Source organism: Novosphingobium jiangmenense, from assembly GCF_015694345.1.
In the GTDB taxonomy this organism is placed as follows: domain Bacteria; phylum Pseudomonadota; class Alphaproteobacteria; order Sphingomonadales; family Sphingomonadaceae; genus Novosphingobium; species Novosphingobium jiangmenense.
In genome coordinates this window covers 194,429-217,547 of the sequence record NZ_JADQDC010000003.1, presented here as the reverse complement: position 1 = coordinate 217,547, position 23,119 = coordinate 194,429, and the positions used below count along the sequence as shown (strand labels likewise).

The window sequence follows — 23,119 nt, the reverse complement described above, 5'->3', positions numbered from 1 at the left end:
CCAACCCTGAAAGGAGCTCATGGCCCGTAGACCCCACCGCGCCGACGAGGCGCATCATCGCCCGGAATCACAGCACCGCCGTGCCCGGGTGGAAGTCGAGTTCGACGAGCAGACCGTGCTTGGCGCCCTGTTCGGCCAGTTCGACACCAATCTCGTGCAGATCGAGAACCGGCTGGGAGTTTACATTTCGGCGCGCGGCAACCGCGTGCTGATCGAGGGGCCTGACGATGCCGTCGCCCGCGCGCGCGACGTGCTTAAGGGCATGCATCAGCGCCTGCTATCCGGGCAGGAACTGGATTCCGGCGCTGTCGAATCGCTGATCGCGATGAGCGTCGAGCCGACGCTGGAAGGCATCATCACCGGTGCGCCCGGCGGTGCTCCGCCGATCATGATCCGCACCCGCAAGAAAACGATCATTCCGCGCAGCCCGACGCAGATCGATTACATGAAGGCGCTGATCAGCCACGACGTGATCTTCGCGCTTGGTCCGGCGGGCACCGGCAAGACCTATCTCGCCGTGGCGCAGGCGGTGGCGCAGCTGATCTCCGGTTCGGTGCAGCGGCTGATCCTGTCGCGCCCGGCGGTCGAAGCGGGGGAACGCCTCGGCTTCCTGCCCGGCGACATGAAGGAGAAGGTCGATCCCTACCTGCGCCCGCTTTACGACGCGCTCTACGATTGCATGCCCCCCGAACAGGTCGAGCGGCGCATTGCCTCGGGCGAGATCGAGATCGCGCCGATCGCTTTCATGCGCGGACGCACGCTGGCGGACGCCTTCGTCATTCTCGACGAGGCGCAGAACACGACGCCTGCACAGATGAAGATGTTCCTCACCCGCTTCGGCCAGAACAGCCGCATGGTGATCTGCGGCGACCCCAAGCAGGTCGACCTGCCCGGCGGCGTCGGCGCCAGCGGCCTCAACGATGCAGTGCAACGCCTCGAAGGTGTCGATGGCATCGCCACGGTGCGGTTCAACACCGCCGACGTCGTGCGCCATCCGATCGTCGGGCGCATCGTCGAGGCCTACGAGGGGAAAGACGCTTGAGCGCGCCGATCCTTGAAATCGACATCGATCCGGTCTGGGGCGAGCAAACCGACTGGGAGGACCTCGCCAATCGCGCCGCCGAAGCGACGGCGCAGATCGCGGGCGAGCTGGCACACGAGAACCTCCTCGTCAGCCTCGTCATGGCCGATGACGAGGAAGTCCACGCACTCAACAAGCAGTGGCGGGCCAAGGACAAGCCGACCAATGTCCTGTCGTTCCCGATGCTGAGCCGCGAGGAAGTGCTCCATGCCGCGCGCGATACCGATGCGCCCGGAATGCTCGGCGACCTGATCCTCGCCCACGGCGTCTGCACGCGCGAGGCGGCAGAGAAAGGGGTGTCGGTCGAGGTACATGCCACCCATCTGGTGGTGCATGGCCTGCTCCACCTGGCCGGTTATGACCACGAACTGGGCGAGGCCGAAGCCGAGGAAATGGAAAATCTGGAGCGGAAGGCGCTTGCGCTGATGGGCATTGCCGACCCATATGCGGTCGAAGACTGACCAGACAGGGGAACACCGCAGTGCCCGAGGGCAATGGCTCCACCGGCGACAGCCGGTCGGGAGACGGAGACAGTAGCAGTAGCCGCGCCTTGTGGCGCGCGATCCGGGCCTTTTTCCGCGGGCCCGACCACGACCAGTCGCTGCGCGCGCAGATCGAGGAAGCGATCGACGAGCACGAAGGCGAGGTCTATCAGGACAGTGGTGGCAACGGCAATGGCGACCTTGTGCCGCTCGAACGCCAGATGCTTCGCAACCTGCTCCACTTCAGCGAACATGACGCCGACGACGTAGCCATTCCGCGCGGCGAGATCATTGCCGTGCCGGCTTCCGCCACATTCGAGGAACTGGTCGCGGCGTTTGCGGAGCACGGTCACAGCCGCCTGCCGGTCTATGGCGAATCGCTCGACGAGATCGTGGGCATGATCCACGTGAAGGACGTGTTCGGCATTGTCGCCGGCATGATGCTGTCCCACAAGCAACCGCCCAAGGACTGGACCACACTGATGCGCCAGCCGCTGTTCGTGCCGCAGGCGCGGGGCGCGCTTGACGTATTGGCCGACATGCGCAGCCGCCGTACCCACCTCGCCGTGGTGATCGACGAGTATTCGGGCACCGATGGCATCATAACCATCGAGGATCTGGTCGAAGAGATCATCGGCGAGATCGAGGACGAGCACGACGATGCACCTGAAGAGCTTCTGCGCCGAATCGATCCCGACACTTGGGATGCCGATGCCCGTGCGGAGCTTGATGACGTCGCGGAAACGGTCGATCCGAGACTTGCGGAAGTGGAGGAAGACGTGGATACGCTCGGCGGCCTCGCCGTGGTATTGGCAGGCGAAGTGCCGCCCGTCGGGCGCGTGCTTGAACATGCCAGTGGCTGGCGCCTGGAAGTGACGGGCGGCGACGAACGCCGCCTGACCCGCCTCAGGCTCCACGCGCCGCAGGCCGAACTGACCGAAGCAGAATAGGACAAGTCGATGATCCGCCGCCTGCCCCCCCTGCGTTCGCTCGAGGCGTTCATACGCGTCGTGCGCGCCGGCTCGGCCAAGACGGCAGCGGCGGAACTCGCGCTCAGTCCTTCCGCCCTGTCGCGGCGCCTGGGAGCGCTGGAAGACTTCGTCGGCAAGCCGATGTTCGAGCGCAAGCATCAGGCCCTGAAGCTGACCGAGGAAGGCCAGCAGCTTTACGATGCTGTTGCCCCGCTGATCGACGAGATGGCCGATCGCGTGGATCGCCTGATCGATACCGGCAAGGTCATGCGCCTGCGCCTCGGCGTCCTTCCGCTGTTCGGCAGCCAGCGCCTGTTCCCTCGCCTTGGCGAATTGCGCAAGCTCCACCCTCAACTGCACATCGACATCGATTCGGGCCATGCGGCAGAGACCAAGCTGGGCGACACGATCGACGCCGCCATCGTCCTTTCGGAAGGACCGGATGCCTCGCTCCACTCGGTGCGGCTCGATCACAACCGCGTCCACGCCATCACCTCTCGCGAACTGGCGGCAGAACTGGGTGAACGGCCCGACATTGCCAAGCTCGCGAAGCAGACGTTCCTCGTCCACAACGACCTGCCAGCCAGCTTCGAAGCGTGGAAGAGGGCGCTGCATCTCGAGAAGCTGGAACCTGCCGCGATTGACCATTTCGATTCGGGACAGTTGATCCTGGAAGCGGCTGCTCAAGGGCTCGGCATCGCTATCATGCATGACGATCACTATCATCGCAGCCATGATTCCCGCCTTGCCCGGCTCTACGATATCGACGTCGACAGCCCCTATTCCTACTGGTTCGTCTGCCGCCCGCGCGCGCTGCAATCGCGCCCGGTCCGCCTGTTCCACGACTGGATGCTGAAGGCCGGCCTGTAATGCGCCGCCGCGCCGTCGCGGTGAAGATCCACTGCCCGATCGCATCGCAGACCTTAGCCGCCTTGCTGAAGGGCGACAATGACGCGCTGGAGCGCGATCCGGCGGCCGGCGCGATACTCGCCGTCATCCGCGATGATAATCCGCTGGGCGATTTCGGTCTCTACAAGGGCGTGTGCGAAATCGCGCCCGGATGGGAGAGTTTCCAGCCCGGCCCGGACGCCACTCCCACCCTCGGCACCTCGGGCGCACGCAGCCTTTCTTCGACCGCGATCCTGACCACTTACGCTTACGCTGGCGCCGACATTGCCGAGGCGCTCGCTGCGCTCATGGCCGCACATCCATGGGAGGTTCCGGTGATCGAGCTTTCGGAGGTCGAGCTTCTGGTCCGTTAACGCCGACGGTTGCCATCGAGCCTTGAGCCGAAGGCGCGAAGATGGTGCTTTGCGAGAAACGCCGTGAAATCTCCCCCGGCGATGACCCGCAGGCCCGGATGCCATGGCCGGTTGTAAACATAGACTTGCGCCATGACGGAACCGCCTCGCGCGGTCCTCACCCGTATGGTCCGCCTCACGTATTCGGATCGGCAGATGCGGCGCGGGTCGCAATCCTCATACGCATCAAGCAGGCGCAAGTGCTTCAACGAGAAGGACGGGCCTGCCTGATAGAGCCGCCCCGCAACCCTGCCCGGACCGCCCCGCAGAACCGGATACCACCCATCCGGCGTAGGCACCGTGCGGAGGCAACCTTGCACTGACGCCCGTTTCCCGCCTTCCAGGAGCGGCAAGATACGTCGCGTTACCGGATTGTCGTGGTCCTCGGTCAGCGTCCCGTAGAAGAAGAACCAGCTGCCGCGCACGCTGCAATCAATGCCCGCAGGCCAGCGCCTCGACCACGTCCTCCAGCCGCGCCGGATCGCCAAGGGCAATCACGTGGCCATCGGATCCGGCGTGGAGCGGATCGCCATTCCAGTCTGCCATGGTGCCGCCTGCCCCTTCCACGATGGGCACAAGTGCGGCCCAGTCGTGCAGCTTAAGGTTAGCTTCGCAGACCACGTCGAGTTGGCCCGTCGCCAGCATGGCGTAGTTGTAGCAATCGCCGCCCATGACCATGCGCTTGTGATCGGTCTTGGCGGCAAGGCCCATGAAGTGGCCGCCGTCATGATCGTCGAAATAGTGCGGCCCGGTCGTCGCCAGCGTTGCATCGGACAGCTCCCGGCAAATGCGCGTCTGCACGGGCTTGCCGTTGAGCGTGGTCTGCATCCCCATCGCGCCGACCCAGCGCTCTCCGGTGATCGGCTGATCGAGGACTCCGAGTACGGGGAAACCTTCGACGACGAGCGCGATCAGCGTGCCGAAGATGGGACGCCCGGCAAGGAAGCCCGCCGTTCCGTCGATGGGATCGAGCACCCAGCTGCGACCGGACGATCCTGCGGTCGAGCCGAACTCCTCACCAATGATCGTATCGCGCGGCACTTCAGCGGTGAGAATGCGGCGCATCGCCTCCTCGGCGGCGCGATCCGCCAGGGTGACCGGCGTGGCATCGCCCTTGCGCTCTGCCGCCACGGTGCGGAAATGCGGGCGGATGGCGGCAGCGGCGGCGTCTGCGAGGCGCATGGCGAGGGCGATGTCGTTATCGAGCTTCATGCCCCGGCTCTGCCTGCTCCGCCCCGACCCGGTCAAGGCGCAGAACACGATTCGTCATTGGACAAACACCCTCGCGCAATTTTAAGGGGGGCGTGACGGACGACACGCATGGGAAGTTTCAGGGGCGCTAACCCTCGCGTGCATCGTTTGTCTGGGGGCACGCAGAATGAGTCGCAACAACCGGCCTGGGGTCGACAAGGCCATAGTCTCACCCATCGCCACGCGCGACGGGCAGCCGATCTCATACAGCAGGGCGCCAGCCGCCGATCTCGAGCGCTGGGTCGGCCGGTTCTACGTCACCATTGTCGGCGCGCCGCCGGAACATCGCCTCGACTGCGGGTTGCTCAGCGATTTCGCCTGCATCCGGATGCAGTTGCGCGGCGACTGGGAAGCCACGACTGCAGACGGCGTGCAGACGTCGGGGCGCGCTGCGATGCTGTTCGGTCCCCATTCCAGGCGCATGCCGATCAGCGTGACCGGCAGCTTCATCAGCATCGGCATATTCCTGCGCCCCGGCGTGTGCCATGCGCTCAACGGGCCTGACGTCGCCAGCCTGACCGACCGCCTTGCCACCTTCAGCGATCTCGGCATGCCAGAAGCCCGTTGGCTCGATCTGTTCGACCCGGCGGATTCGCCCGAGGACTGGGTCAAGGCGATGGAGCACGAGATGCGCAGCCTGATTGCCGAACGTGCCGTGCGCGAACCCGATCCTGTGTCGGCGCGGTTCGAGGCGGCAGCATTCTCCGACCCAACGGTCAGCATCGCTCAGATCGCCAATGAATTCGGCGTCGAACAGCGCCGGCTCGAACGGATCGTGCGCCGCGATTTCGGCATGCCGCCCAAGCAGGTGCTGCGCCGTGCGCGGGCACTCGACATGGCCAGCCACCTGCGCGGCGTGGCCGATCACGACGAAGCCGAGGCGATTGCCCTGCGCTACTATGACCAGAGCCACCTCATCCGCGAGTTCACAGCCCTGTTCGGCATGAGCCCGCGCCAATTCGTGGAACGGCCGCAACCGCTGATGACGCTGGGGCTGGAAACCCGGCAGGCGCGTCGGCTCGAGGAAATCCGCAGGCTCGAACCCGGCGAGGTCAAGCCTTGGGAGTGAGCATGGTTGCGTGGGCCTGTCTCACCGCCTAGGCCCTCCGCATGGCAAGGGCTGACCGTCTCGAACGTCTCGACAAGCGCCGCTCCGAAATGGAAGCGGACTACCGCGCCGCGCTGATCGAGGCGCTGGAGGTGACCGCTGCAGGCAAATGGGGCCTGTTCGACCACAACGCTGACAAGATCATGCGCGCGGCGACGGCGCCGATCATCGACAAGCTGACGGAACTCGCCGACGAGATCGCCGAGGCGCGCGAAGCCCTGTTCATGGAGCCGTTCACGCTCCACGACGAGTTCATGGCCTCGCGGGGCAAGCCGCCAGCCAACGCCGTGGGCGAGCCCAAGCAGGCTCGCGCATGGCTGGAACGCTTGAAGCGTCCGGATTAGTCGAACAGGCTCGAGACCGAGCTTTCGTCGGCGATGCGGCGCACGGCCTCGCCGATCAGCGGGGCGATCGTCAGCACGCGAATGCGATCCGATGCAGCGGTGGCTTCGGTCGGCATGATCGTGTCGGTGATCACCAGTTCCTTGAGCGCCGAATTGCTCACGCGGGCAACCGCGCCGCCCGACAGGACGCCGTGGGTGATATAGGCCGAAACGCCCGCAGCACCTGCATCCAGCAGCGCCTGCGCCGCGTTGCACAGGGTGCCGCCCGAATCGATGATGTCGTCGATCAGGATGCACATGCGGCCCTTCACGTCGCCGATGATGTTCATGACCTCGGACTGGCCGGGACGGTCGCGACGCTTGTCGACGATGGCGAGAGGCGCGTTGTTGAGGCGCTTGGCCAGCGAGCGGGCGCGGACCACGCCGCCGACGTCGGGCGAGACGACCATCAGCTCCTGCGTGCCGTAGCGGGTCTGGATGTCGGCAGCCATGACCGGGGCGGCAAAGAGGTTGTCGGTCGGGATATCAAAGAAGCCCTGGATCTGTCCGGCATGGAGGTCCACTGCCAGCACGCGATCGGCTCCTGCCTGGGTGATCAGGTTGGCCACCAGCTTGGCCGAAATCGGCGTGCGCGGGCCGGGCTTGCGGTCCTGGCGGGCGTACCCGAAGTAGGGCACCACCGCCGTGATGCGCTTGGCCGAGGCACGACGCAGTGCGTCGATGCAGATCAGCAGTTCCATCAGGTTGTCGTTCGCGGGGTAGCTCGTCGACTGCACGACGAAGACGTCCTCGCCGCGGACGTTCTCGTGGATTTCCACGAAGACTTCCTCGTCGGCAAAGCGGCGCACGCTGGCGTCGGTCAGCGGCATTTCGAGATAGGCCGAAATGGCGCGGGCGAGCGGCAGGTTGGAGTTGCCGGCCATGATCTTCATTGCGTGCGATTCCCTCGGATTCGATCCCCGTTCGGCCCTTAGCCCAAGATGACAGCTTTGCAACTCTTCGGAGCCACGGGCGTTGCCGCCCGGCAAACAGTCCCTTAGGAGTTAGGCCATGGCCGATACCCTTCGCATCACCCTCGCCCAGCTCAACCAGTCGGTTGGCGATCTTGCCGCAAACGTTGCGGCCATGCTTGCCGTGCGCGAAAGCAATCCGGATTCAGACCTGATCGTCTATCCCGAACTGATGCTGATCGGCTATCCGCCCGAGGATCTGATCATGAAGCCCGCGCTGATCGAACGCGCGGCGGCGGAGCTGGAAAAGCTGGCCAAGGTCACGGCAGACGGCGGCCCTGCCATGCTGGTCGGCTCGGTCTTCGTGCGCGATGGCGATCTGCACAACGGCGTTGCCCTGCTCGAAGGCGGACGCATTGCCGCCACCCGCTTCAAGTACGAGTTGCCCAACTACGGCACTTTTGACGAGAAGCGCTACTTCATGCCAGGCCCGCTGCCGGAACCGGTGCTGTTCAAGGGCGCGATGCTGGGCCTGCCCATCTGCGAGGACATCTGGCACCCCGATGTCTGCCGCCACCTCGCTGATCTCGGCGCGGAAATCTTCATCTGCATCAACGGCTCGCCTTACGAGATCGACAAGGACGTGCTGCGCATTGATGGCGTGGCCAAGCGCCGTGCGATCGATACCGGCATCCCGCTCGCCTACCTCAACCGCGTCGGCGGGCAGGACGAGATCGTGTTCGATGGTGCCAGCTTCGTCGTCGGCCCTGAAGGCGCGCTGTGGGTGCAGATGCCGGACTGGGAAGAATCGGTCGTCACTACGGTCTGGACGCAGACCGCCGTCGGCTCCGGCTCGCGCTGGCGGTGCGAACCGGGCGTGGACCACGAACTCGCCGAGCATCCCGAGGACATCTACTGCGCGATGGTCATGGCCCTGCGCGATTATGTGAACAAGAACCGCTTCCCGGGCGTCGTGCTGGGCCTGTCGGGCGGGATCGACTCGGCCATCTGCGCTGCAATCGCCGTCGATGCGCTTGGCGCGGACCGGGTTTGGTGCGTCATGCTGCCGAGCCGCTACACCTCGCAGGAGAGCCTCGAGGATGCCGAAGGCTGCGCCGACATGCTCGGCGTCCGCCTCGATACCGTGCCGATCGCCCCGGCGGTGGATGCCTTCGACGTCATGCTCGCCCCGGTGTTCACCGGCAAGCAGCCCGACCTGCCCGAGGAAAACATCCAGTCGCGTATTCGCGGCGTGACGCTGATGGCCCTTTCGAACAAGTTCGGTCCAATGCTGGTGACCACCGGCAACAAGAGCGAGATGAGCGTCGGCTATGCCACGATCTATGGCGACATGAACGGCGGCTACAACCCGCTCAAGGACGCCTACAAGACGACAGTCTTCGCCGTATCCGAATGGCGCAACACGCGGCGTCCGAAGATCGGCCTTGGCCCCGATGGTCCGGTGATGCCGCAGCGGATCATCACCAAGCCGCCCAGCGCCGAACTGCGCCCCGACCAGAAGGATTCGGATTCGCTGCCGCCTTACGATGTGCTCGATGCGATCCTGCAGGGGCTGGTGGAGAACGAGAAGAGCGTCGACCAGATCGTGGCCGAAGGTCATGACCGCGCCACTGTGGTACGAGTGGAGCGGCTGCTGAACCTCGCCGAGTACAAGCGGCGTCAGGCCCCTCCGGGGGTGAAGCTCGGCGCCCGCAACTATGGCCGCGATCGGCGCTATCCGATAACCCACGGTTTCCGCACCGGAACCTGAAAAGCGCTTTCCCGTAGTCTGTCCATGCCTGCCAAAGGCCTGACAAATATCGGGAAAGTGCCGAATGCGCCGAAGTTCGCGTCTGAAGGGTAGCGGTTATCTGGTTTCCAGCGTCAGCGTGGTTCTGCTGGGCATTCCGGCGCTGAAGTCGGCAAAGGACGAACAGGCCATGTTGCTGGCGATCATTGCGGGCATGGCCTTGTCGATCGTCGGCATGGCGCTGCGCTGGCGGTCGCATCGGGTGGAAGCAACGGAAGAGTGAGGCCGTCAGCCGGCAGACGCTGACCGACCATTCCTGTCGCGCCATTTCGGCAGAGTTCCCGTTCCGGAGCCTATTGATTTCACGAGCGATCCAGCGGACCTTTTCCGGGGCAGGAGCCTTGGCGGAGGGGATCGATGGCTGGCAGTGAAGACCCGGAGCCGGTCGCTTCCGATCAGGGTGTGATCCACAGGGTCAGGGCCTATGTCGCTTCCGCAGTCGCCTCGGCCTACAGCAGCAAAAGCAGCATTGTTTCTTCCCGCACTCCGCAACAGTCGCTCGAGCGGCGCAGGGAAGTTCTCGAGGAACTCGGCACATCGCTGGACCATCCGGCGGGGTCCATGGGGCTCGCCTTCTCGGGCGGCGGCATCCGCAGTGCGACGATCTCCCTTGGCGTGGCGCAGGCGCTGGTTGAAAAGGACCGCCTGCTCGATTTCGACTACTGCTCCACCGTCTCCGGCGGCGGTTACCTTGGGAGCTTCCTTGGCGCGATGTTCCTGCCAAGAACCGCGCGCGGCCCCGAAGCCATGGCCGCTCCTGCGTCGACAGACGCGCTGCAGAGGCAGGCAAATTTCGTTCGGGAGGCTCTCGCCAGCAAGCAGAACGCGCAGGAGATCAGCGGACCGGAAAACGGGAAGCGCGTGCGCAATCCGGTATGGTGGCTGCGCGAACACAGCCGCTATCTCGCCCCGGATGGTGGCTCGGACTATTTTGTCGCTGCCGCCTACATGATCCGCAACTGGATCGCGATGACCTATGTGATCGCCTTGCCGCTGGCATTGCTGTGGCTGACCGTGGTCACGGCTACTGCGCTGCTGCTGAATCATGGTGGTGCGATTGCCGGTTTCATCGCGCCGACGGGAAACGCTCCGTGGAAATTCAGCGTTATCTGGCTCGGGAGCGCAGCAGCCGCCTTCCTCGCCCTTTCGGCCGGGATCGCCTATTGGCTGACCGAATACATGTCGACGCGGTTTACGTCACATGAGGAGCGCGTTGCCTGGCCGAGGATAGCGCTGGTCCTGACCGGCCTGCTGGCCATGGCAATCGCCGGGGTCCTCGCAGACCGCGTGTTCCGTCATGGCCTCATCGGCAATCCTCCGGTCACGCTACGCTTTCTCGTTGGCCTGGGGACTGCCAGCACAGTCGCCGGTGGTGCTTTTGCGTTCTTCACCGCGCTTGCAGTTCCCTATCAGGCGGAAGGCAAAGCGGTGCCGGGCGAAGCCGTCATTGCCGAGGCGCGGCGACGATTTACACGGATCAGCGCGATGTTCCTGGGAGTTGCTCTGGGCCTCGGAGCACTGGCGCTGGTCGATACGCTGTCGATGACGCTGTTCTCGTGGCTGATTGAACACGGCAGGCGCAACGGCCCCGCGGGCGCACTGGCCGCTCTGCTTTCGCCAGTCCTGGCGTGGCTGATCCACAAGCTGCCCAAAATGCTGTCCGGTCGGGAAAGCAGCATCGGGGCGCTTCTTTCAAAATGGATCTGGACGCTGGCCCTGATCGCCGGGCTAGCCATGCTGTTGACCCTGGCCATTTCCATCCACCTGCTCGTGCAAGCCATGGTGTTCGGCACGGAGTGGGCGGCGATCGGCAAGGCACCGATTGCCTTGGCGGAATGGCAAATGACAGGAACGGCCGTCCACAGCCTGGCGTTCAGCTTTGCTGCAATCCTGGCGCTGACGCTGGTGACAGGAGCCTCGGTCGGCTTCATCAACCTGTCGTCCCTGCATGGCCTCTACGCATCGCGCCTGACGCGGGCCTATCTGGGCGCCAGCAATCTGCGCCGCATCACCCGATCAGGCGCGCGCAGAGGCGCTGGCATCACCGAAAGCGACCCTGACGACCAGATCCCCGCATCGGTCTATTTCCGGCAGCCGACGGCCGGCCCCCTCCATCTCGTCAATGTCACTCTCAACGAGACGCACAGCCGTGACGGCAGCCAGTTGCTCGATCGCGACCGCAAGGGTGTGCCGCTGGTCTTCGCCCCGGAAGGCGTGTGGATCGATCCAGCGCGACAGGAATCGGGCCTGAAAGACACGCCGATCAGCTGGGAAACGATGGCCAAGGCTGGCGTCGAGGCCCTTTCGCTGGGCCAGCTTTGCGCGATCTCGGGTGCAGCCGCGTCGAGCGCAATGGGTTCGCGGACGACGCTGGGGGGCGCGCTGGCCTTCACGCTGGCCAACATCCGCCTCGGTTACTGGTGGGAAGTGAACAACCTGATCCGTGGCGAGGTAACCGGCGCGAAGCGGTGGTTTCATCGGCTCACCCGCCCGGTGCGGACCTACTTCTACCTGCTCAACGAGATGCGCGGCAGTTACTCGCGCGAATATGGGCGGCTCAACATATCGGACGGCGGACACTTCGAAAACTCCGGCGCCTACGAGCTGCTGCGTCGCGATGTGAAGCTGGTCGTGGTCTGCGACAACGGTGCCGACCCCGATTATGCGTTTGAAGACCTCGAGTTGCTGATCCGTAAGGCACGGATCGACCTCGGCATCAGGATCGCGGTCACGCCCTCTCAGGAGCTGCAAGGTCTCGTGGGAGCGCAGGGGGCCGGACTGTTCTTCAACGGTTCCCCGGGCGACTGGCGCACGCGCAGCACTCCCGGCAGCACGCCGCAAGGGGCATTCGCCCTGATGCTGGATGTCCGCAACGACGACGGCAAGGTGACCAATCGCATCGTCTGGCTCAAGCCCCGGCGCTTCGATGGCCTGCCGCAGGACGTGCTCGGCTACGCCGCCCACAATCCGGCCTTTCCGCAGGAAAGCACCGGCGACCAGTTCTTCGACGAGGCGCAGTGGGAAAGCTATCGCGCCTTGGGCGAATGCATGATGCGGCGCCTGCTGGGCGAGACCGCAGAGGGCAACGACATCCTCAGGAAGTTGATCCCGTAACTGGAGTTGTTGCGAACGATTCGCATTGACCGGATGAGGCGAACCACCTACTTTGCGAATCGTTCGCAAGAAAGGACTCCGATGGCCTCCCAGAAGCCGGTCAGCGATGGCCCGAACCGCTACGATGAATTGATTGCCGCCCTGCGCCGCCCGCAGGATGTGCGCGGGCTTTCGCTCAAGGGGCTGCACCTGATCATGGCGATGCGGGTCTGTGCCATGTTCGAAGCTTCGGGCAGGGATCCCGTGCCGGATCTGGCGCAGCGCTATCGCAGCGTCGAAGCGGCCTGCGCCGTGCATGGGCTGGTGCAGACCATCAAGCAGGTCTGGCCGGAACCCTTCATGGTCAACCGTCCGTGCTGCCTTGCCATAACGCCCGACGAGGCAACGCTTGCCAACCTCGGTCGCGCGGCTGTTTCCGCGCATCGCGATCTGTTCTCGGCGGCAATTGCAGGCTTCGTCCGCGCCGACCGGCACGAAGCGCTCTACAACGCGACGATCCACGCCGTTGCCCTGATACCGTAACCGCCAGCCTTCCCCTTGAAGGAGCGGCGCGCTAGGGCAGCGCGCATGACCACGGTAACCCGCTTCGCCCCCTCGCCCACCGGCAAGCTTCACGTCGGCAACGTCCGCACCGCGCTCCACAACTGGCTGCTGGCCAAGAAGACCGGGGGCAAGTTCCTGCTGCGCATCGACGATACCGATGCCGAGCGCAGCCGCGAAGAGCACGTCGAATCCATCCGTGCCGACCTTGCCTGGCTTGGCCTGACCTACGACGGCGAGGAGCGCCAATCGCTGCGCACCGAACTCTACGAACGCGAGTTCCAGCGTCTGGTCGAGGCCGGTCGCATCTACCGCGCTTACGAGACTGCGCAGGAACTGGACCTCAAGCGCAAGATCCTGCTCGGCCGAGGCCTGCCGCCGATCTACGACCGCGCAGCGCTCAAGCTGACCGAGGCGGATCATGAAGCGAAGGCGGCTGCGGGCGAGAAACCGCACTGGCGTTTCCTGCTCGACCACGATCAGCCGATTGCGTGGGAGGACGGCATTCGCGGCCCTCAGACCTTCGACCCGCGCCAGATGTCGGACCCGGTGATCCGCCGCGCCGACGGCTCGTGGCTCTACATGCTGCCCTCGGCGATCGACGACATTGCCATGGGCGTTACCGACGTGCTGCGCGGCGAAGACCACGTCTCGAACACGGCAACGCAGATCCAGATGTTCACGGCATTAGGCGCCCAGCCGCCCCGCTTTGCCCACGAAGCGCTGCTCACTGGCAGCGAAGGCAAGCTGTCCAAGCGGCTCGGTGCGCTCGGCATGGCCGATTTTCGCGAACAGGGGGTCGAACCTGAGGCAATCGTGGCGCTGCTTGCCCGTCTCGGCACCTCCGATCCGGTTGATGCCACGCTCGATGCAGCAGCTCTTGCCGAAAGCTTCGACCTTTCCCGCTTCGGCCGCGCGCCCGCGCGCTTCGACGAGGCAGACCTCCACCGCGTCAACGCCCAGATCGTGCACCGCCTGCCCTATGCCCGCGTTGCCCACCTCCTGCCCGAAGGCATGGGCGAAACCGCATGGGATGCGATCCGTCCCAACCTTGCGCATATCGACGAGGCAAAGGACTGGTGGCAGGTGGTCACTGGCCCGGTGACTGCGCCAGCGTTCGATGAGGAAACGCGCGCTTACCTTGGCGAGGCGGCCAAGGTCACGGCCACGCTGGACTGGTCCGCCGACCCATGGCGCGCCCTGACTGCCGCGCTCAAGGACAGCACCGGCCGCAAGGGCAAGGCGCTGTTCCTGCCCTTGCGCCAGGCCCTCACCGGCCATGACCACGGCCCCGAGATGGCCGCGCTCCTGCCGCTCATCGCCCAGGATGAGGCGGTGCGGCGGTTAGGTCTTTAAACTCCAACCCGCTCGTCCTGAGCCTGTCGAAGGACGTTTGCGCTGCGCCAGATGCTTCGACAAGCTCAGCATGAGCGGGGTTTGGTGTAATTAAAAGGGGCGGCAGCCGCATGGCCCCGCCCCTCTTTACCAACCGAAAATCCGATCAGGCAGCGACGACGCTGGCCTTGCGGATCACGCCCGGGTTTGCCGGCGGCTCGCCCTTGGGCAGCGCATCGATCAGGTCCATGCCGCTCTCGACCTGGCCCCATACGGTGTACTGCTTGTCGAGGAAGCGCGCATCGTCGAAGCAGATGAAGAACTGGCTGTTGGCCGAGTGCGGATAGCTGGTGCGCGCCATCGAGCAAACGCCGCGCACGTGCGGTTCATCGTTGAATTCGGCCTTGAGGTCCGGCTTGCTAGATCCGCCCATGCCGGTGCCCTGCGGGCAGCCGCCCTGCGCCATGAAACCGGGGATCACGCGGTGGAACTTCACGCCATCGTAGAAGCCCTCGTTCGCCAGTTCCTTGATGCGCTCGACATGGCCGGGGGCCAGATCGGGGCGCAGCTTGATCACAACATCGCCGGAATCGAGCGTGAGGACCAGTTTTTCGTCAGCCATTTGTCGCAATCCTTGCTTGTTTGCGCGCCGATATAAGGCATGCGAAAAGAAAGTCACGCATAGGTCTGCTAGGCGGTTGCAATTGACGCCTCAGCCGGTAACCCGCGCCTATGGAGCGCGACGACGACATCATCGACAGCCTGCTCCCCGACGTGGACGAAGCGCCCGCGCCGGTTGAGCCGTCGCGCAATGCAGAGAGCCTCGACGAAGAGGACAACACCCTCCGCCCCGGCTTTGTCCGCCGCGTCGCCGAAGCGCTCGAAGCGGGTGATGACGAGACCGTCTACAACCTCGTCGAACCGCTCCACCCGGCCGACATCGCCGACCTTTTCGAACTGATCGATCAGGATGACCGCGTAAGGCTCGCCCGCGCGATCAACGACCTCATGGGCGGCGAGGTCCTCGCCGAACTCAACGACCACGTACGCGAACTGCTGGTCGAAGAGCTCGAGCCCGAGGAAGTTGCCGACCTTGCCGAGCAGATGGAGACGGACGACGCCGTCGCCCTGATCGAGGACCTCGACGAGGAAGACCAGCAGGCCGTCCTTGCCGAGATGGAGCCGGAGGATCGCGCCGCGATCGAATCCGCGCTGTCCTACCCGGAAGAAACCGCCGGCCGCCTGATGAGCCGCGATCTGATCGCGGTGCCCGAGGCGATGACCGTGGGTGACCTGATCGACTACCTGCGCCGCGACGACGAACTGCCCACCGAATTCTGGGAAGTGTTCATCGTCGATCACAAGCACCATCCGGTCGGCACCTGCAGCCTCAGCTGGATCCTGCGCGCGCCGCGCAGCGTGCCGTTAGCCGACGTGATGAAGCGCGACCAGACGCTGATCCCGGTCTCGATGGATCAGGAAGAAGTCGCGCTTCGCTTCCAGAAGTACGCGCTGATCTCGGCTGCAGTCGTTGACGAGAGCGGTCGCCTCGTCGGCCAGATCACCGTCGACGACATCGTCCACATCATTCAGGAAGAGGCGAGCGAGGACATCCTGCGCCTGTCCGGTGCAGGCGATGGCGACATCAACGAGCCGATCCTGCTGACGGTGCGCACCCGCCTGACGTGGCTGGTGGTCAATCTCGGCACCGCAATCATCGCGTCCTCGGTCGTCGGCCTGTTCCAGGGCGCGATTGCAAAGCTGGCGCTGCTCGCCGTGCTGATGCCGATCGTCTCTGGCATGGGCGGCAATGCGGGCACGCAGACACTGGCCGTTGTCGTTCGCGCCATCGCCACCAACCAGCTGACCAGTTCGAACACGATCCGCATGATCCTGCGCGAACTGCGCATCGCCGCCACCAACGGTGCCGCGCTGGGCCTGATGATCGGCACGGGCACGGCGCTGCTGTTCGGCAACCCGCTGCTTGGCGGCGTGATCGGCGCGGCGATGGTGATCAACAACCTTGTCGCCGGTCTTGCCGGAATCATGGTCCCGGTGACCCTTGATCGGCTCAAGGTGGATCCGGCTGTCTCTTCGGCCGTATTCGTGACCATGGCGACCGATGTCATGGGCTTCTTCTCGTTCCTCGGTCTCGCCGTGTTGAGCGGCTTGGCTTAGCATTCTGGTGCTTCGACAGGCTCAGCATGAGCGGCTCTTGAGGAACCTCAACACACTCCGCTCGTCCTGAGCCTGTCGAAGGACGCAAGGCGCAACGGGAAAGTTCGGGATCAGACAATGCCCCTGCACATGACCAAGGTGGCCTACGGTGCTCAATCACTGGCCGAGATCCACGAATGGTTCTCTGACACAGGTCGTCGCGGCGGCGCCAAGGTCGCCTACCTCACCACCCGCAACCGCCCCAAGCGTGCGGAGGAAATGATCGGCGGCTCGCTCTACTGGATTCACAAGCACCAGCTCGTCGCCCGCTCGGAGATCGTCGGATTCGAAGAAGCCGAGGGCGGTCGCACCAACATCGTCGTCAGCACCAGGCTGATCGACGTCCACCCCAAGCCCCGCCGCGCGCACCAGGGCTGGCGCTACCTCGAAGATGCCGACGCGCCTGCGGATCTTGGCGATGGCGAGGCGGGAGAAGTCCTGCCCGCTCAGATCGCCTCCGAACTGGCCAAGCTCGGGCTGGTCTAAGCCTTGCCCGCAGCCTCGCGCGCCAATACCTTGCGGATCAGGTCGGCATAGACGTCCGGCTCCTGCGCGCCCGGCACGATCAGCTTGCCGTTGATCACCACTGCGGGGACGCCGGTGACGTTCCAGTCCCACGCCTGCCGCTCCTCGGCGGTGACGATTGCATCGATCTGCGGGTCGATCATTGCCTGAAGCGCATTGAGCCGGGGCAGGCCGAGGCTTTCCGCAACTTCCGCCAGCACTTCGGGATCGGAGACATTGCGCCGCACCTTAAAGTGCGCATCGAACAAAGCGCGCTTGAGTTCGACCTGACGCTCCGGCCCGAATTCGCGCAGGGTCCAGGTCAGCAGCCGGTGCGCCATCCGCGTGTTCCACATCATCGCCGGTGGTGCTTCGCCATCGCCGGTGTAGTCGAACGAATAGCCCGCGCGCTCGGCGGCTTGTCGCAGGGTTTCGCGCACACCGGCCGATTGCTCTGCGGTGCGGCCATACTTGCGCTGGATATGCGCAGCCTGCTCCTCGCCTTCCTCGGGCAGGTCGGGGTTCAGCTCGAACGGATGGAAGCGCACGGTGGCATCCACCTCGCCGTCCATCCCGGCCAGCGCCTTGTCGAGCTGATTGAGGCCGATCACGCACCACGGGCACATCACGTCGGACCAGATGTCGAGCGTGACCTTGGCGGGCGCGCTCATTGCGAGAGCCACCATTTCAGCAGGTGATGCGCCACGGCGAAAGGCGGCGGCGCAATGAACGCACCGTCTTCGGCCCCGGTCATGGCGTAACGAACTTCCTCGCGGGTAAACCAGCGCGCGTCGTCGAGTTCGGTCTCGTCGATGGTAATCTCGCGCTGCGTGGTGAATGCATGGCAGGCGATCATCAGCGAGGACGGGAACGGCCAGGGCTGGCTTGCGACAAAGCGCACCTCGCCGACCTTCACGCCAGCCTCCTCCTGCACCTCGCGGCGCACGGCATCTTCAAGGCCCTCACCGGGTTCGACGAAACCGGCAAGCGCCGAATAGCGCCGAGGCGGGAAACGCGGCTGGCGACCGAGCAGCAATTCGCCCTCGCACTCCACCGTCATGATCGTCACGGGATCAACGCGCGGGAAGTGTTCTGCCTTGCAGGCATCGTTGGTGCAGCTGCGTTGCCAACCGCCCTTGGCGAGCTTCGTCGCCGACCCGCAGCGGGCGCAGAAGCGGTGCCGAGCATGCCAGTCGACCAGACTGCGCGCGCCGCCGTAGATGGTTAGGTCCGCAGGCGAGAGCGAGCCCATTGCTGCCCACAGCCGAGGATTGGGCGGCGCGACACTGCCGATGATCGCCGGCGTCACTTGCGCAAAGCAGCCACGGCCGTCCTCGCTGAGGCCAAGGAACACCAGTTCCGCATCGGGATCGGCATCGGCCAGTGTGCCCCAGTCAAGCCCGCCATCGGGCGCGATCACCGGGTCGATCCCCTCCAGTCGCAGCAGCCGCGCGCGCCAGTTCATCAAGCTGCCGAGCTTGTCCGCATCGCCCCGGATATGGTCGGCGCGGTCAAGTCCGCCGCCAGCAAAAGCAATCGTCGTGTCCATCAGGCTGCGGCCTTCTTCCCTGTTACATCGGCCAGCACGGCCTTTGCGAATTCGCGGTGCACCGGATAGGCGTCGGACGGCATGTACTGGGTATAGACCCCGGCGCGCAGCCCCACCCGGTAGTTGACGAAGCCTACTGTCCCGGCAGCCCCGGCCCAGCCGAAGGTCCCGGCATCCTCGCCCAGCCCGACCGACCCGCCTGCGCCGAAGCCGTTGCCCTTGATGAAGGACTGCGAAAGGTCGGTGCCCGCTGGCAGGAGATTGCTCGTCCCCAGCCGCACCGCCGCCTCGCTCATCACCTGAGTGCCATCGATGCGCCCGAAGCCCAGCAGCATCCGCAGGAACCGGTCATAGTCGCGAGGGCTGGAAACCAGCCCCGCGCCGCCGAACGGATAGGGCGGCTGATCGAGATAGATCGAAGCCTTGGCCGGATCGACCGGCAGCAGTGTCCCGCCCAGCGCCGCATAGTTCGTGGTCAGGCGCCCGACCTCGCTCTCCGGCACGCGGAACCAGGTCGAGGTCATGCCGCATGGCCCGAACACGCGCTCGGCCAGAAACGCATCGAACGGCTTGCCCGATGCCACTTCGATCACCCGCCCCATCAGGTCCAGCGCGACCGAATAGCTCCACACGGTGCCGGGTTCGTAAACCAGCGGCATCGTCGCCAGGACATCGGCAAATTCGGCCAGACTGCTTAGCGGTTTGGGCGCATCCATGCCCGGAAAGCGCATCCGGCTCGCCTGCCCCGGTACCAGCCCTGCGCTGATATAGGCGTCCTTGATCGGCCCTTTCTGGATGATTGAATAGCCCAATCCAGCCGTGTGCGTCAGCAGGTGCCGCACCGTAATCTGCGCCTTGGCCGGACGAAGATCGGTGATCGACCCATCTGGCGTGACCTGCACCTGCATCTTGCCGAACGCCGGCAGCAGGTCGGCAATCGGCTGGTCGAGCCGCAGCTTGCCTTCGTCCACCAACATCATTGCGGCCATGCCGGTGATCGGCTTGGTCATCGAATAGATGCGGAACAGGCTGTCCATGTCGACCGGCAGCGCCAGCCCCTTGGCCAGCGAGCCACGGGCAATGTCCAGCGGTGGCTCGCTCGATCCCCAGCCCAGCGCGGCAATCATGCCCGGCAGCTTGCCCGACGAGACATAGCCATCGACCATCCCCGCCACCGTGGGAAAACGTGCCTCAGCCGCAGCGCTGGCCCAAGCCAGACGCGGCAATACGATGCTTCCCGCGACCAGACCCAGCGAGCCGATGAATCCACGCCGCGAAACCGAAACCTGCTGCATTCCTCAGTCAGTCCTTCCAGCGACCGCCAGCCGCGCCGCCTTGGCGAACACGGTCGGCAATCCGGCGGCCTCGATCGTCTCGACCGGCCACCATTCTCCCTCGGGCAGACTAACCGCTTGTGCCTGAACCGGAAGCATCAATTGCAATTCGAGATCGAAATGCGTGAAGCCGTGGCGCACAACGCCGGCAGGGCGCCACTCCCCCTCAAGCCCGTCGGGACCATCGCCCTTGGCTGACCAGCCATCGTCCGGCAGCGCCCGCATCCCGCCGAGCATTCCCCGCCCCGGCCTGCGCACCAGCAGCACCTCGCCATCGCGCTCGATCCAGTAGGCGCGGCCTGCGCGCACCGGCTTGGCTTTCTTCGCCGCCTTAACCGGCAACCGCTCGGGCGAACCCTCGGCATAGCCCCGGCAAAGTTCGCGCAACGGGCACAGCATGCAGCGCGGGCTCCGCGCCGTGCAGATCGTCGCGCCAAGGTCCATCATCCCTTGCGCGAAATCCCCGGCGCGCTCTTCGGGGGTCACCTGTCCGGCAGCAAAGCGGATCGCCGCCTTGCCTGCAGGCAGCGGCTCGTCAATCGCGAAGAGCCTCGACACCACCCGCTCGACATTGGCATCGACCACCACCGCCCGCTGTCCGAAGGCAATCGCCGCCACTGCAGCAGCGGTATACTCGCCCAGCCCCGGCAACCCGCGCAAACCCGCTTCCGTATCGGGAAAGGCACCGCCCCGCGCCGCCACCGCCCGCGCACAGGCCAGCAGATTGCGCGCCCGCGCATAATACCCGAGCCCCGCCCAGGCCGCCATCACATCGGCATCGTCCGCCGCCGCCAGATCGCTCACCTTCGGCCAGCGTTGCGTGAACTTCGCAAAGTACGGCCCGACCGCCGCCACCGTCGTCTGCTGCAGCATGACCTCGGACAGCCAGACCTTGTACGGATCCTGCCGCTCTTCGCCGGGAAGGCGCCGCCACGGCAGGCGCCGCGCGTTGGCATCGTACCACGCCAGCAGCAGCGGGGCGATTGCCTCCGGATCGAACGACTTTGCGGCTTCCTCTCTGGCTTGCATCGCGCACCTATGGCATGGCGCGAAGCGATATGGAAAGCACCCCTTCGGACGCGCCGAAACGCAAGAGCTCCCGGTCGACGAAGGCCGAGGCAGGCAAGCTCTACGCCCCGAAACCCTATGAGCGTCCGCGCGGCGGCGAGGCCCGCCAGATCGCCGATCTCATGCCCGCCATCGGCCGCACCGCGTTCCGCCGCTTCGGCTTCGTGCAATCCAGCGTCGTCACCCGCTGGCCCGAAATCGTCGGCGAACGCCACGCGCGCCACTGCATGCCGGAATCGATCCGCTTCCCGCCCGGCGAGAAATCGGAAGGCATCCTGCAACTTGTCGTCAGCCCTGCCCATGCGCCGCTGATCCAGCATGTCACGCCCGAGATCATCGACCGGGTGAACCGCTTTTTCGGCTACAATGCCGTGGCCAAGGTGAAGATTCGGCAAGGCGCGGTTCAGGCACCAAAGCCCAAGGAGGCCCCGCGCGCGGCGCCTCCCTCGCTCAAACCGATACCGATGGAATTGGGGGATTCGCTGCGCGATATCGGCGATCCCGAATTGCGCACGGTGCTGGAATCGCTGGCGCGCAGTCTGGACAGTGCAACCGGGGGGAAGAAGATCGGATGATTCGCAAGTTCATTGCAGCAGCGATTGCGGCCACCGCGCTCGTGGCGTCAGGGGCATCGGGTCAGGCTGCGAGAAAGCCCGCACCGCGCCCCGCCGGCGGTCTGAACTGGGCCGTCACCGGTTCGGTCACGCCTGAGGGCCATCACGTGCTCGGCAATCCTGCCGCCAAACTGCGCGTGATCGAGTTCGTCAGTTACACTTGCCCGCACTGCTCGCACTTCGAAACCGAGTCCGAAGGCCAGCTCAAGATCGGCATGATCGCTCCGGGCAAGGGCGCGGTCGAAGTGCGCAACTTCGTGCGCGATCCGGTCGACATGACCGTGGCGCTGATCACCAATTGCGTGCCGGCCAACCGATTTTTCCAGCTGCATACCGCATTCATGCGCCTGCAGCCCCAATGGATCGGCCCGCTCACCAATTCGACCGAGGCACAACGCCAGCGCTGGACCACTGGCGCCTTCGCCAGCCGCACCCGCGCCATCGCCAGCGACTTCAAGCTTTATGACTTCATGGCCGCACGCGGCATGGACCGGCAGGCAATGGACCGCTGCCTTGCGAACGAGGCTCTCGCCAAGAAGCTCGCCCAGCAGACCGATGATGCAGCGGAAAAGCTCGGTGTCACCGGCACCCCCAGCTTCATGATCGATGGCATCCTGCTTGCCGGCACGCATGACTGGGATTCGCTGCGCCCGCAGATCCTCGCGCGGATGAACTGATCCACAATCCCGGAGCGACGCCCCTTCAAACCCCGGCAACAATCCGCTAGCGTCCCCTCCAAACCGCCAGAAAACGGGAATATCCAGACGATGAAACTCGCCCGCGCGCTCCTGCTTGCCACCCTTCCCCTGACGCTGGGTCTCGCCGCCTGCGACAAGAAGGACGCCGCCGCCGGGGGCGACGTCGCAAGCGCCGAGCCGATTGCCAAGGTTCCGGCGCCCGCTGGCAAGTCGTGGACGGAAACCTTCTCGGTCACCCCTGAAGGCGGCTACCTGATGGGCAATCCCAATGCGCCGATCAAGCTGGTCGAATTCGGCGCGCTGTCGTGCTCGCACTGCGCCCAGTTCTCGAAGGAAGGCTTCCCCAAGCTGCGTGACGATTACGTCGCCTCGGGCCGCGTCTCCTACGAACTGCGCCTGTTCCTGCTGAACGCTCTCGACATGCCGGCCGTGCTGCTCGCAACTTGCGGAAGCCCGGAGGCGGTAATCCCGCTGTCCGAACAGTTCTGGGAATGGCAGCCGAACATGTTCACCAACCTGCAGAAGGACGATGCCGCCTTCCAGCAGATCCAGAACCTGCCCGCCGACAAGCGCTTTGCGGGTATCGCCCAGCTTGGCGGGATGAGCGAATTCTTCGCCTCGCGCGGGATTGCTGCAGCCCAAGGTTCCTCGTGCCTGGCGGACAGCGCCAAGGCGACCAAACTTGCTACCGTGAACGAGCAGTGGAGCAAGGAATTCGACATCACCGGCACGCCGACGTTCTTCCTCAACGGCAGCAAGACCGGCGTTGCCAGCTGGCAGGAACTCGAACCCATGCTGCAGAAGGCCGGCGCCCGCTAAGGCCGCCGGGGGCAGGACGGGGTCGGGGG

Annotated in this window: 25 protein-coding genes; 17 read left to right on the top strand and 8 right to left on the bottom strand. The window is 65.1% G+C overall.

Annotation, left to right across the window (positions count from 1 at the left end; all coding sequences use genetic code 11):
* Positions 1-19 precede the first annotated feature (19 nt).
* Genes I2488_RS06165 through I2488_RS06145 form a run of 5 tightly spaced genes read left to right on the top strand, consistent with a single transcriptional unit; the run spans position 20 to position 3,796 of the window.
* On the top strand, positions 20-1,042 hold the full coding sequence (locus I2488_RS06165) for a PhoH family protein (protein WP_196274920.1): 1,023 nt from the start codon (positions 20-22) through the stop codon (positions 1,040-1,042).
* Positions 1,039-1,542, top strand: a complete 504-nt coding sequence (gene ybeY / locus I2488_RS06160; protein WP_196274919.1) for an rRNA maturation RNase YbeY — start codon at positions 1,039-1,041, stop codon at positions 1,540-1,542. The genes I2488_RS06165 and ybeY overlap by 4 nt, the downstream gene beginning before the upstream one ends.
* A gap of 20 nt (positions 1,543-1,562) precedes the next feature.
* Positions 1,563-2,513, top strand: a complete 951-nt coding sequence (locus I2488_RS06155) for a CBS domain-containing protein (protein WP_196274918.1) — start codon at positions 1,563-1,565, stop codon at positions 2,511-2,513.
* A 9-nt stretch (positions 2,514-2,522) separates the two neighbouring features.
* Positions 2,523-3,404: a LysR substrate-binding domain-containing protein gene (locus I2488_RS06150; RefSeq protein WP_196274917.1), complete on the top strand. Its 882-nt coding sequence runs from the start codon at positions 2,523-2,525 to the stop codon at positions 3,402-3,404.
* Positions 3,404-3,796: a hypothetical protein gene (locus I2488_RS06145; protein ID WP_196274916.1), complete on the top strand. Its 393-nt coding sequence runs from the start codon at positions 3,404-3,406 to the stop codon at positions 3,794-3,796. Before I2488_RS06150 ends, I2488_RS06145 begins: the two co-directional genes overlap by 1 nt.
* Here I2488_RS06145 and I2488_RS19855 read toward each other — a convergent pair.
* Together I2488_RS19855 and I2488_RS06135 are read right to left on the bottom strand one after the other, a co-directional pair.
* Entirely contained in the window at positions 3,793-4,260 is a 468-nt protein-coding gene (locus I2488_RS19855; protein WP_196274915.1) for a gamma-glutamylcyclotransferase family protein, read from the bottom strand. The genes I2488_RS06145 and I2488_RS19855 overlap by 4 nt on opposite strands.
* 7 nt (positions 4,261-4,267) lie before the next feature.
* A complete protein-coding gene (locus tag I2488_RS06135) occupies positions 4,268-5,047 on the bottom strand; it encodes an inositol monophosphatase family protein (protein ID WP_196274914.1) in 780 nt (259 codons plus the stop codon).
* 166 nt (positions 5,048-5,213) lie between these two features.
* Between I2488_RS06135 and I2488_RS06130 the strand changes: the two genes are divergently transcribed.
* Entirely contained in the window at positions 5,214-6,155 is a 942-nt protein-coding gene (locus I2488_RS06130; protein WP_196274913.1) for a helix-turn-helix domain-containing protein, read from the top strand.
* A 41-nt stretch (positions 6,156-6,196) separates the two neighbouring features.
* Positions 6,197-6,538 carry a hypothetical protein gene (locus I2488_RS06125; RefSeq protein WP_196274912.1) on the top strand — a complete coding sequence of 114 codons (342 nt, stop codon included), beginning with the start codon at positions 6,197-6,199 and terminating at the stop codon, positions 6,536-6,538.
* On the opposite strand, the gene I2488_RS06120 is transcribed toward I2488_RS06125, so the two are convergent.
* Positions 6,535-7,470, bottom strand: coding sequence for a ribose-phosphate pyrophosphokinase (locus tag I2488_RS06120; RefSeq protein ID WP_196274911.1), 936 nt, complete (start codon positions 7,468-7,470; stop codon positions 6,535-6,537). The two genes, I2488_RS06125 and I2488_RS06120, sit on opposite strands and share 4 nt — an antisense overlap.
* A gap of 118 nt (positions 7,471-7,588) precedes the next feature.
* Here I2488_RS06120 and I2488_RS06115 point away from each other — a divergent pair, with 118 nt between their 5' ends.
* From I2488_RS06115 to gltX, 5 genes are all read left to right on the top strand, one after another.
* Entirely contained in the window at positions 7,589-9,259 is a 1,671-nt protein-coding gene (locus I2488_RS06115) for an NAD+ synthase (RefSeq protein WP_196274910.1), read from the top strand.
* A 64-nt stretch (positions 9,260-9,323) separates the two neighbouring features.
* Positions 9,324-9,521, top strand: a complete 198-nt coding sequence (locus I2488_RS06110) for a hypothetical protein (protein WP_196274909.1) — start codon at positions 9,324-9,326, stop codon at positions 9,519-9,521.
* A gap of 134 nt (positions 9,522-9,655) precedes the next feature.
* Entirely contained in the window at positions 9,656-12,412 is a 2,757-nt protein-coding gene (locus tag I2488_RS06105) for a patatin-like phospholipase family protein (protein ID WP_214652233.1), read from the top strand.
* Positions 12,413-12,493: 81 nt separating this feature from the next.
* Positions 12,494-12,934 carry a hypothetical protein gene (locus I2488_RS06100; RefSeq protein WP_246465517.1) on the top strand — a complete coding sequence of 147 codons (441 nt, stop codon included), beginning with the start codon at positions 12,494-12,496 and terminating at the stop codon, positions 12,932-12,934.
* A 45-nt stretch (positions 12,935-12,979) separates the two neighbouring features.
* Positions 12,980-14,308: a glutamate--tRNA ligase gene (gene gltX, locus I2488_RS06095; protein WP_196274908.1), complete on the top strand. Its 1,329-nt coding sequence runs from the start codon at positions 12,980-12,982 to the stop codon at positions 14,306-14,308.
* A gap of 145 nt (positions 14,309-14,453) precedes the next feature.
* Here gltX and I2488_RS06090 read toward each other — a convergent pair whose 3' ends face one another.
* Positions 14,454-14,909, bottom strand: a complete 456-nt coding sequence (locus I2488_RS06090) for a peptidylprolyl isomerase (protein WP_118072212.1) — start codon at positions 14,907-14,909, stop codon at positions 14,454-14,456.
* A gap of 110 nt (positions 14,910-15,019) precedes the next feature.
* Here I2488_RS06090 and mgtE point away from each other — a divergent pair, with 110 nt between their 5' ends.
* Complete coding sequence (mgtE, locus tag I2488_RS06085; RefSeq protein ID WP_196274907.1) at positions 15,020-16,465, top strand: magnesium transporter; 1,446 nt, start codon at positions 15,020-15,022, stop codon at positions 16,463-16,465.
* A gap of 117 nt (positions 16,466-16,582) precedes the next feature.
* On the top strand, positions 16,583-16,990 hold the full coding sequence (locus I2488_RS06080; protein ID WP_196274906.1) for a DUF1489 domain-containing protein: 408 nt from the start codon (positions 16,583-16,585) through the stop codon (positions 16,988-16,990).
* Here the strand turns inward: I2488_RS06080 and I2488_RS06075 are convergent.
* The 4 genes from I2488_RS06075 to I2488_RS06060 are packed head-to-tail and all read right to left on the bottom strand — an operon-like array spanning position 16,987 to position 20,920.
* Complete coding sequence (locus tag I2488_RS06075; RefSeq protein ID WP_196274905.1) at positions 16,987-17,679, bottom strand: DsbA family oxidoreductase; 693 nt, start codon at positions 17,677-17,679, stop codon at positions 16,987-16,989. The genes I2488_RS06080 and I2488_RS06075 overlap by 4 nt on opposite strands.
* Entirely contained in the window at positions 17,676-18,557 is an 882-nt protein-coding gene (nudC, locus tag I2488_RS06070; protein ID WP_196274904.1) for an NAD(+) diphosphatase, read from the bottom strand. The genes I2488_RS06075 and nudC overlap by 4 nt, the downstream gene beginning before the upstream one ends.
* On the bottom strand, positions 18,557-19,852 hold the full coding sequence (locus I2488_RS06065; protein ID WP_196274903.1) for a serine hydrolase domain-containing protein: 1,296 nt from the start codon (positions 19,850-19,852) through the stop codon (positions 18,557-18,559). The genes nudC and I2488_RS06065 overlap by 1 nt, the downstream gene beginning before the upstream one ends.
* A gap of 3 nt (positions 19,853-19,855) precedes the next feature.
* Positions 19,856-20,920: an A/G-specific adenine glycosylase gene (locus tag I2488_RS06060; RefSeq protein ID WP_196274902.1), complete on the bottom strand. Its 1,065-nt coding sequence runs from the start codon at positions 20,918-20,920 to the stop codon at positions 19,856-19,858.
* Between the two features lie 29 nt (positions 20,921-20,949).
* Here I2488_RS06060 and I2488_RS06055 point away from each other — a divergent pair, with 29 nt between their 5' ends.
* The 3 genes from I2488_RS06055 to I2488_RS06045 all read left to right on the top strand — a co-directional run bounded on the left by I2488_RS06055 (position 20,950) and on the right by I2488_RS06045 (position 23,090).
* Positions 20,950-21,534 carry a DUF721 domain-containing protein gene (locus tag I2488_RS06055; protein ID WP_196274901.1) on the top strand — a complete coding sequence of 195 codons (585 nt, stop codon included), beginning with the start codon at positions 20,950-20,952 and terminating at the stop codon, positions 21,532-21,534.
* Positions 21,531-22,250 (top strand): DsbA family protein, encoded by a 720-nt coding sequence (locus tag I2488_RS06050; RefSeq protein WP_196274900.1) that lies wholly within the window; start codon positions 21,531-21,533, stop codon positions 22,248-22,250. The genes I2488_RS06055 and I2488_RS06050 overlap by 4 nt, the downstream gene beginning before the upstream one ends.
* A gap of 90 nt (positions 22,251-22,340) precedes the next feature.
* Positions 22,341-23,090, top strand: coding sequence for a DsbA family protein (locus I2488_RS06045; RefSeq protein ID WP_196274899.1), 750 nt, complete (start codon positions 22,341-22,343; stop codon positions 23,088-23,090).
* The last annotated feature ends 29 nt before the right edge of the window (positions 23,091-23,119 follow it).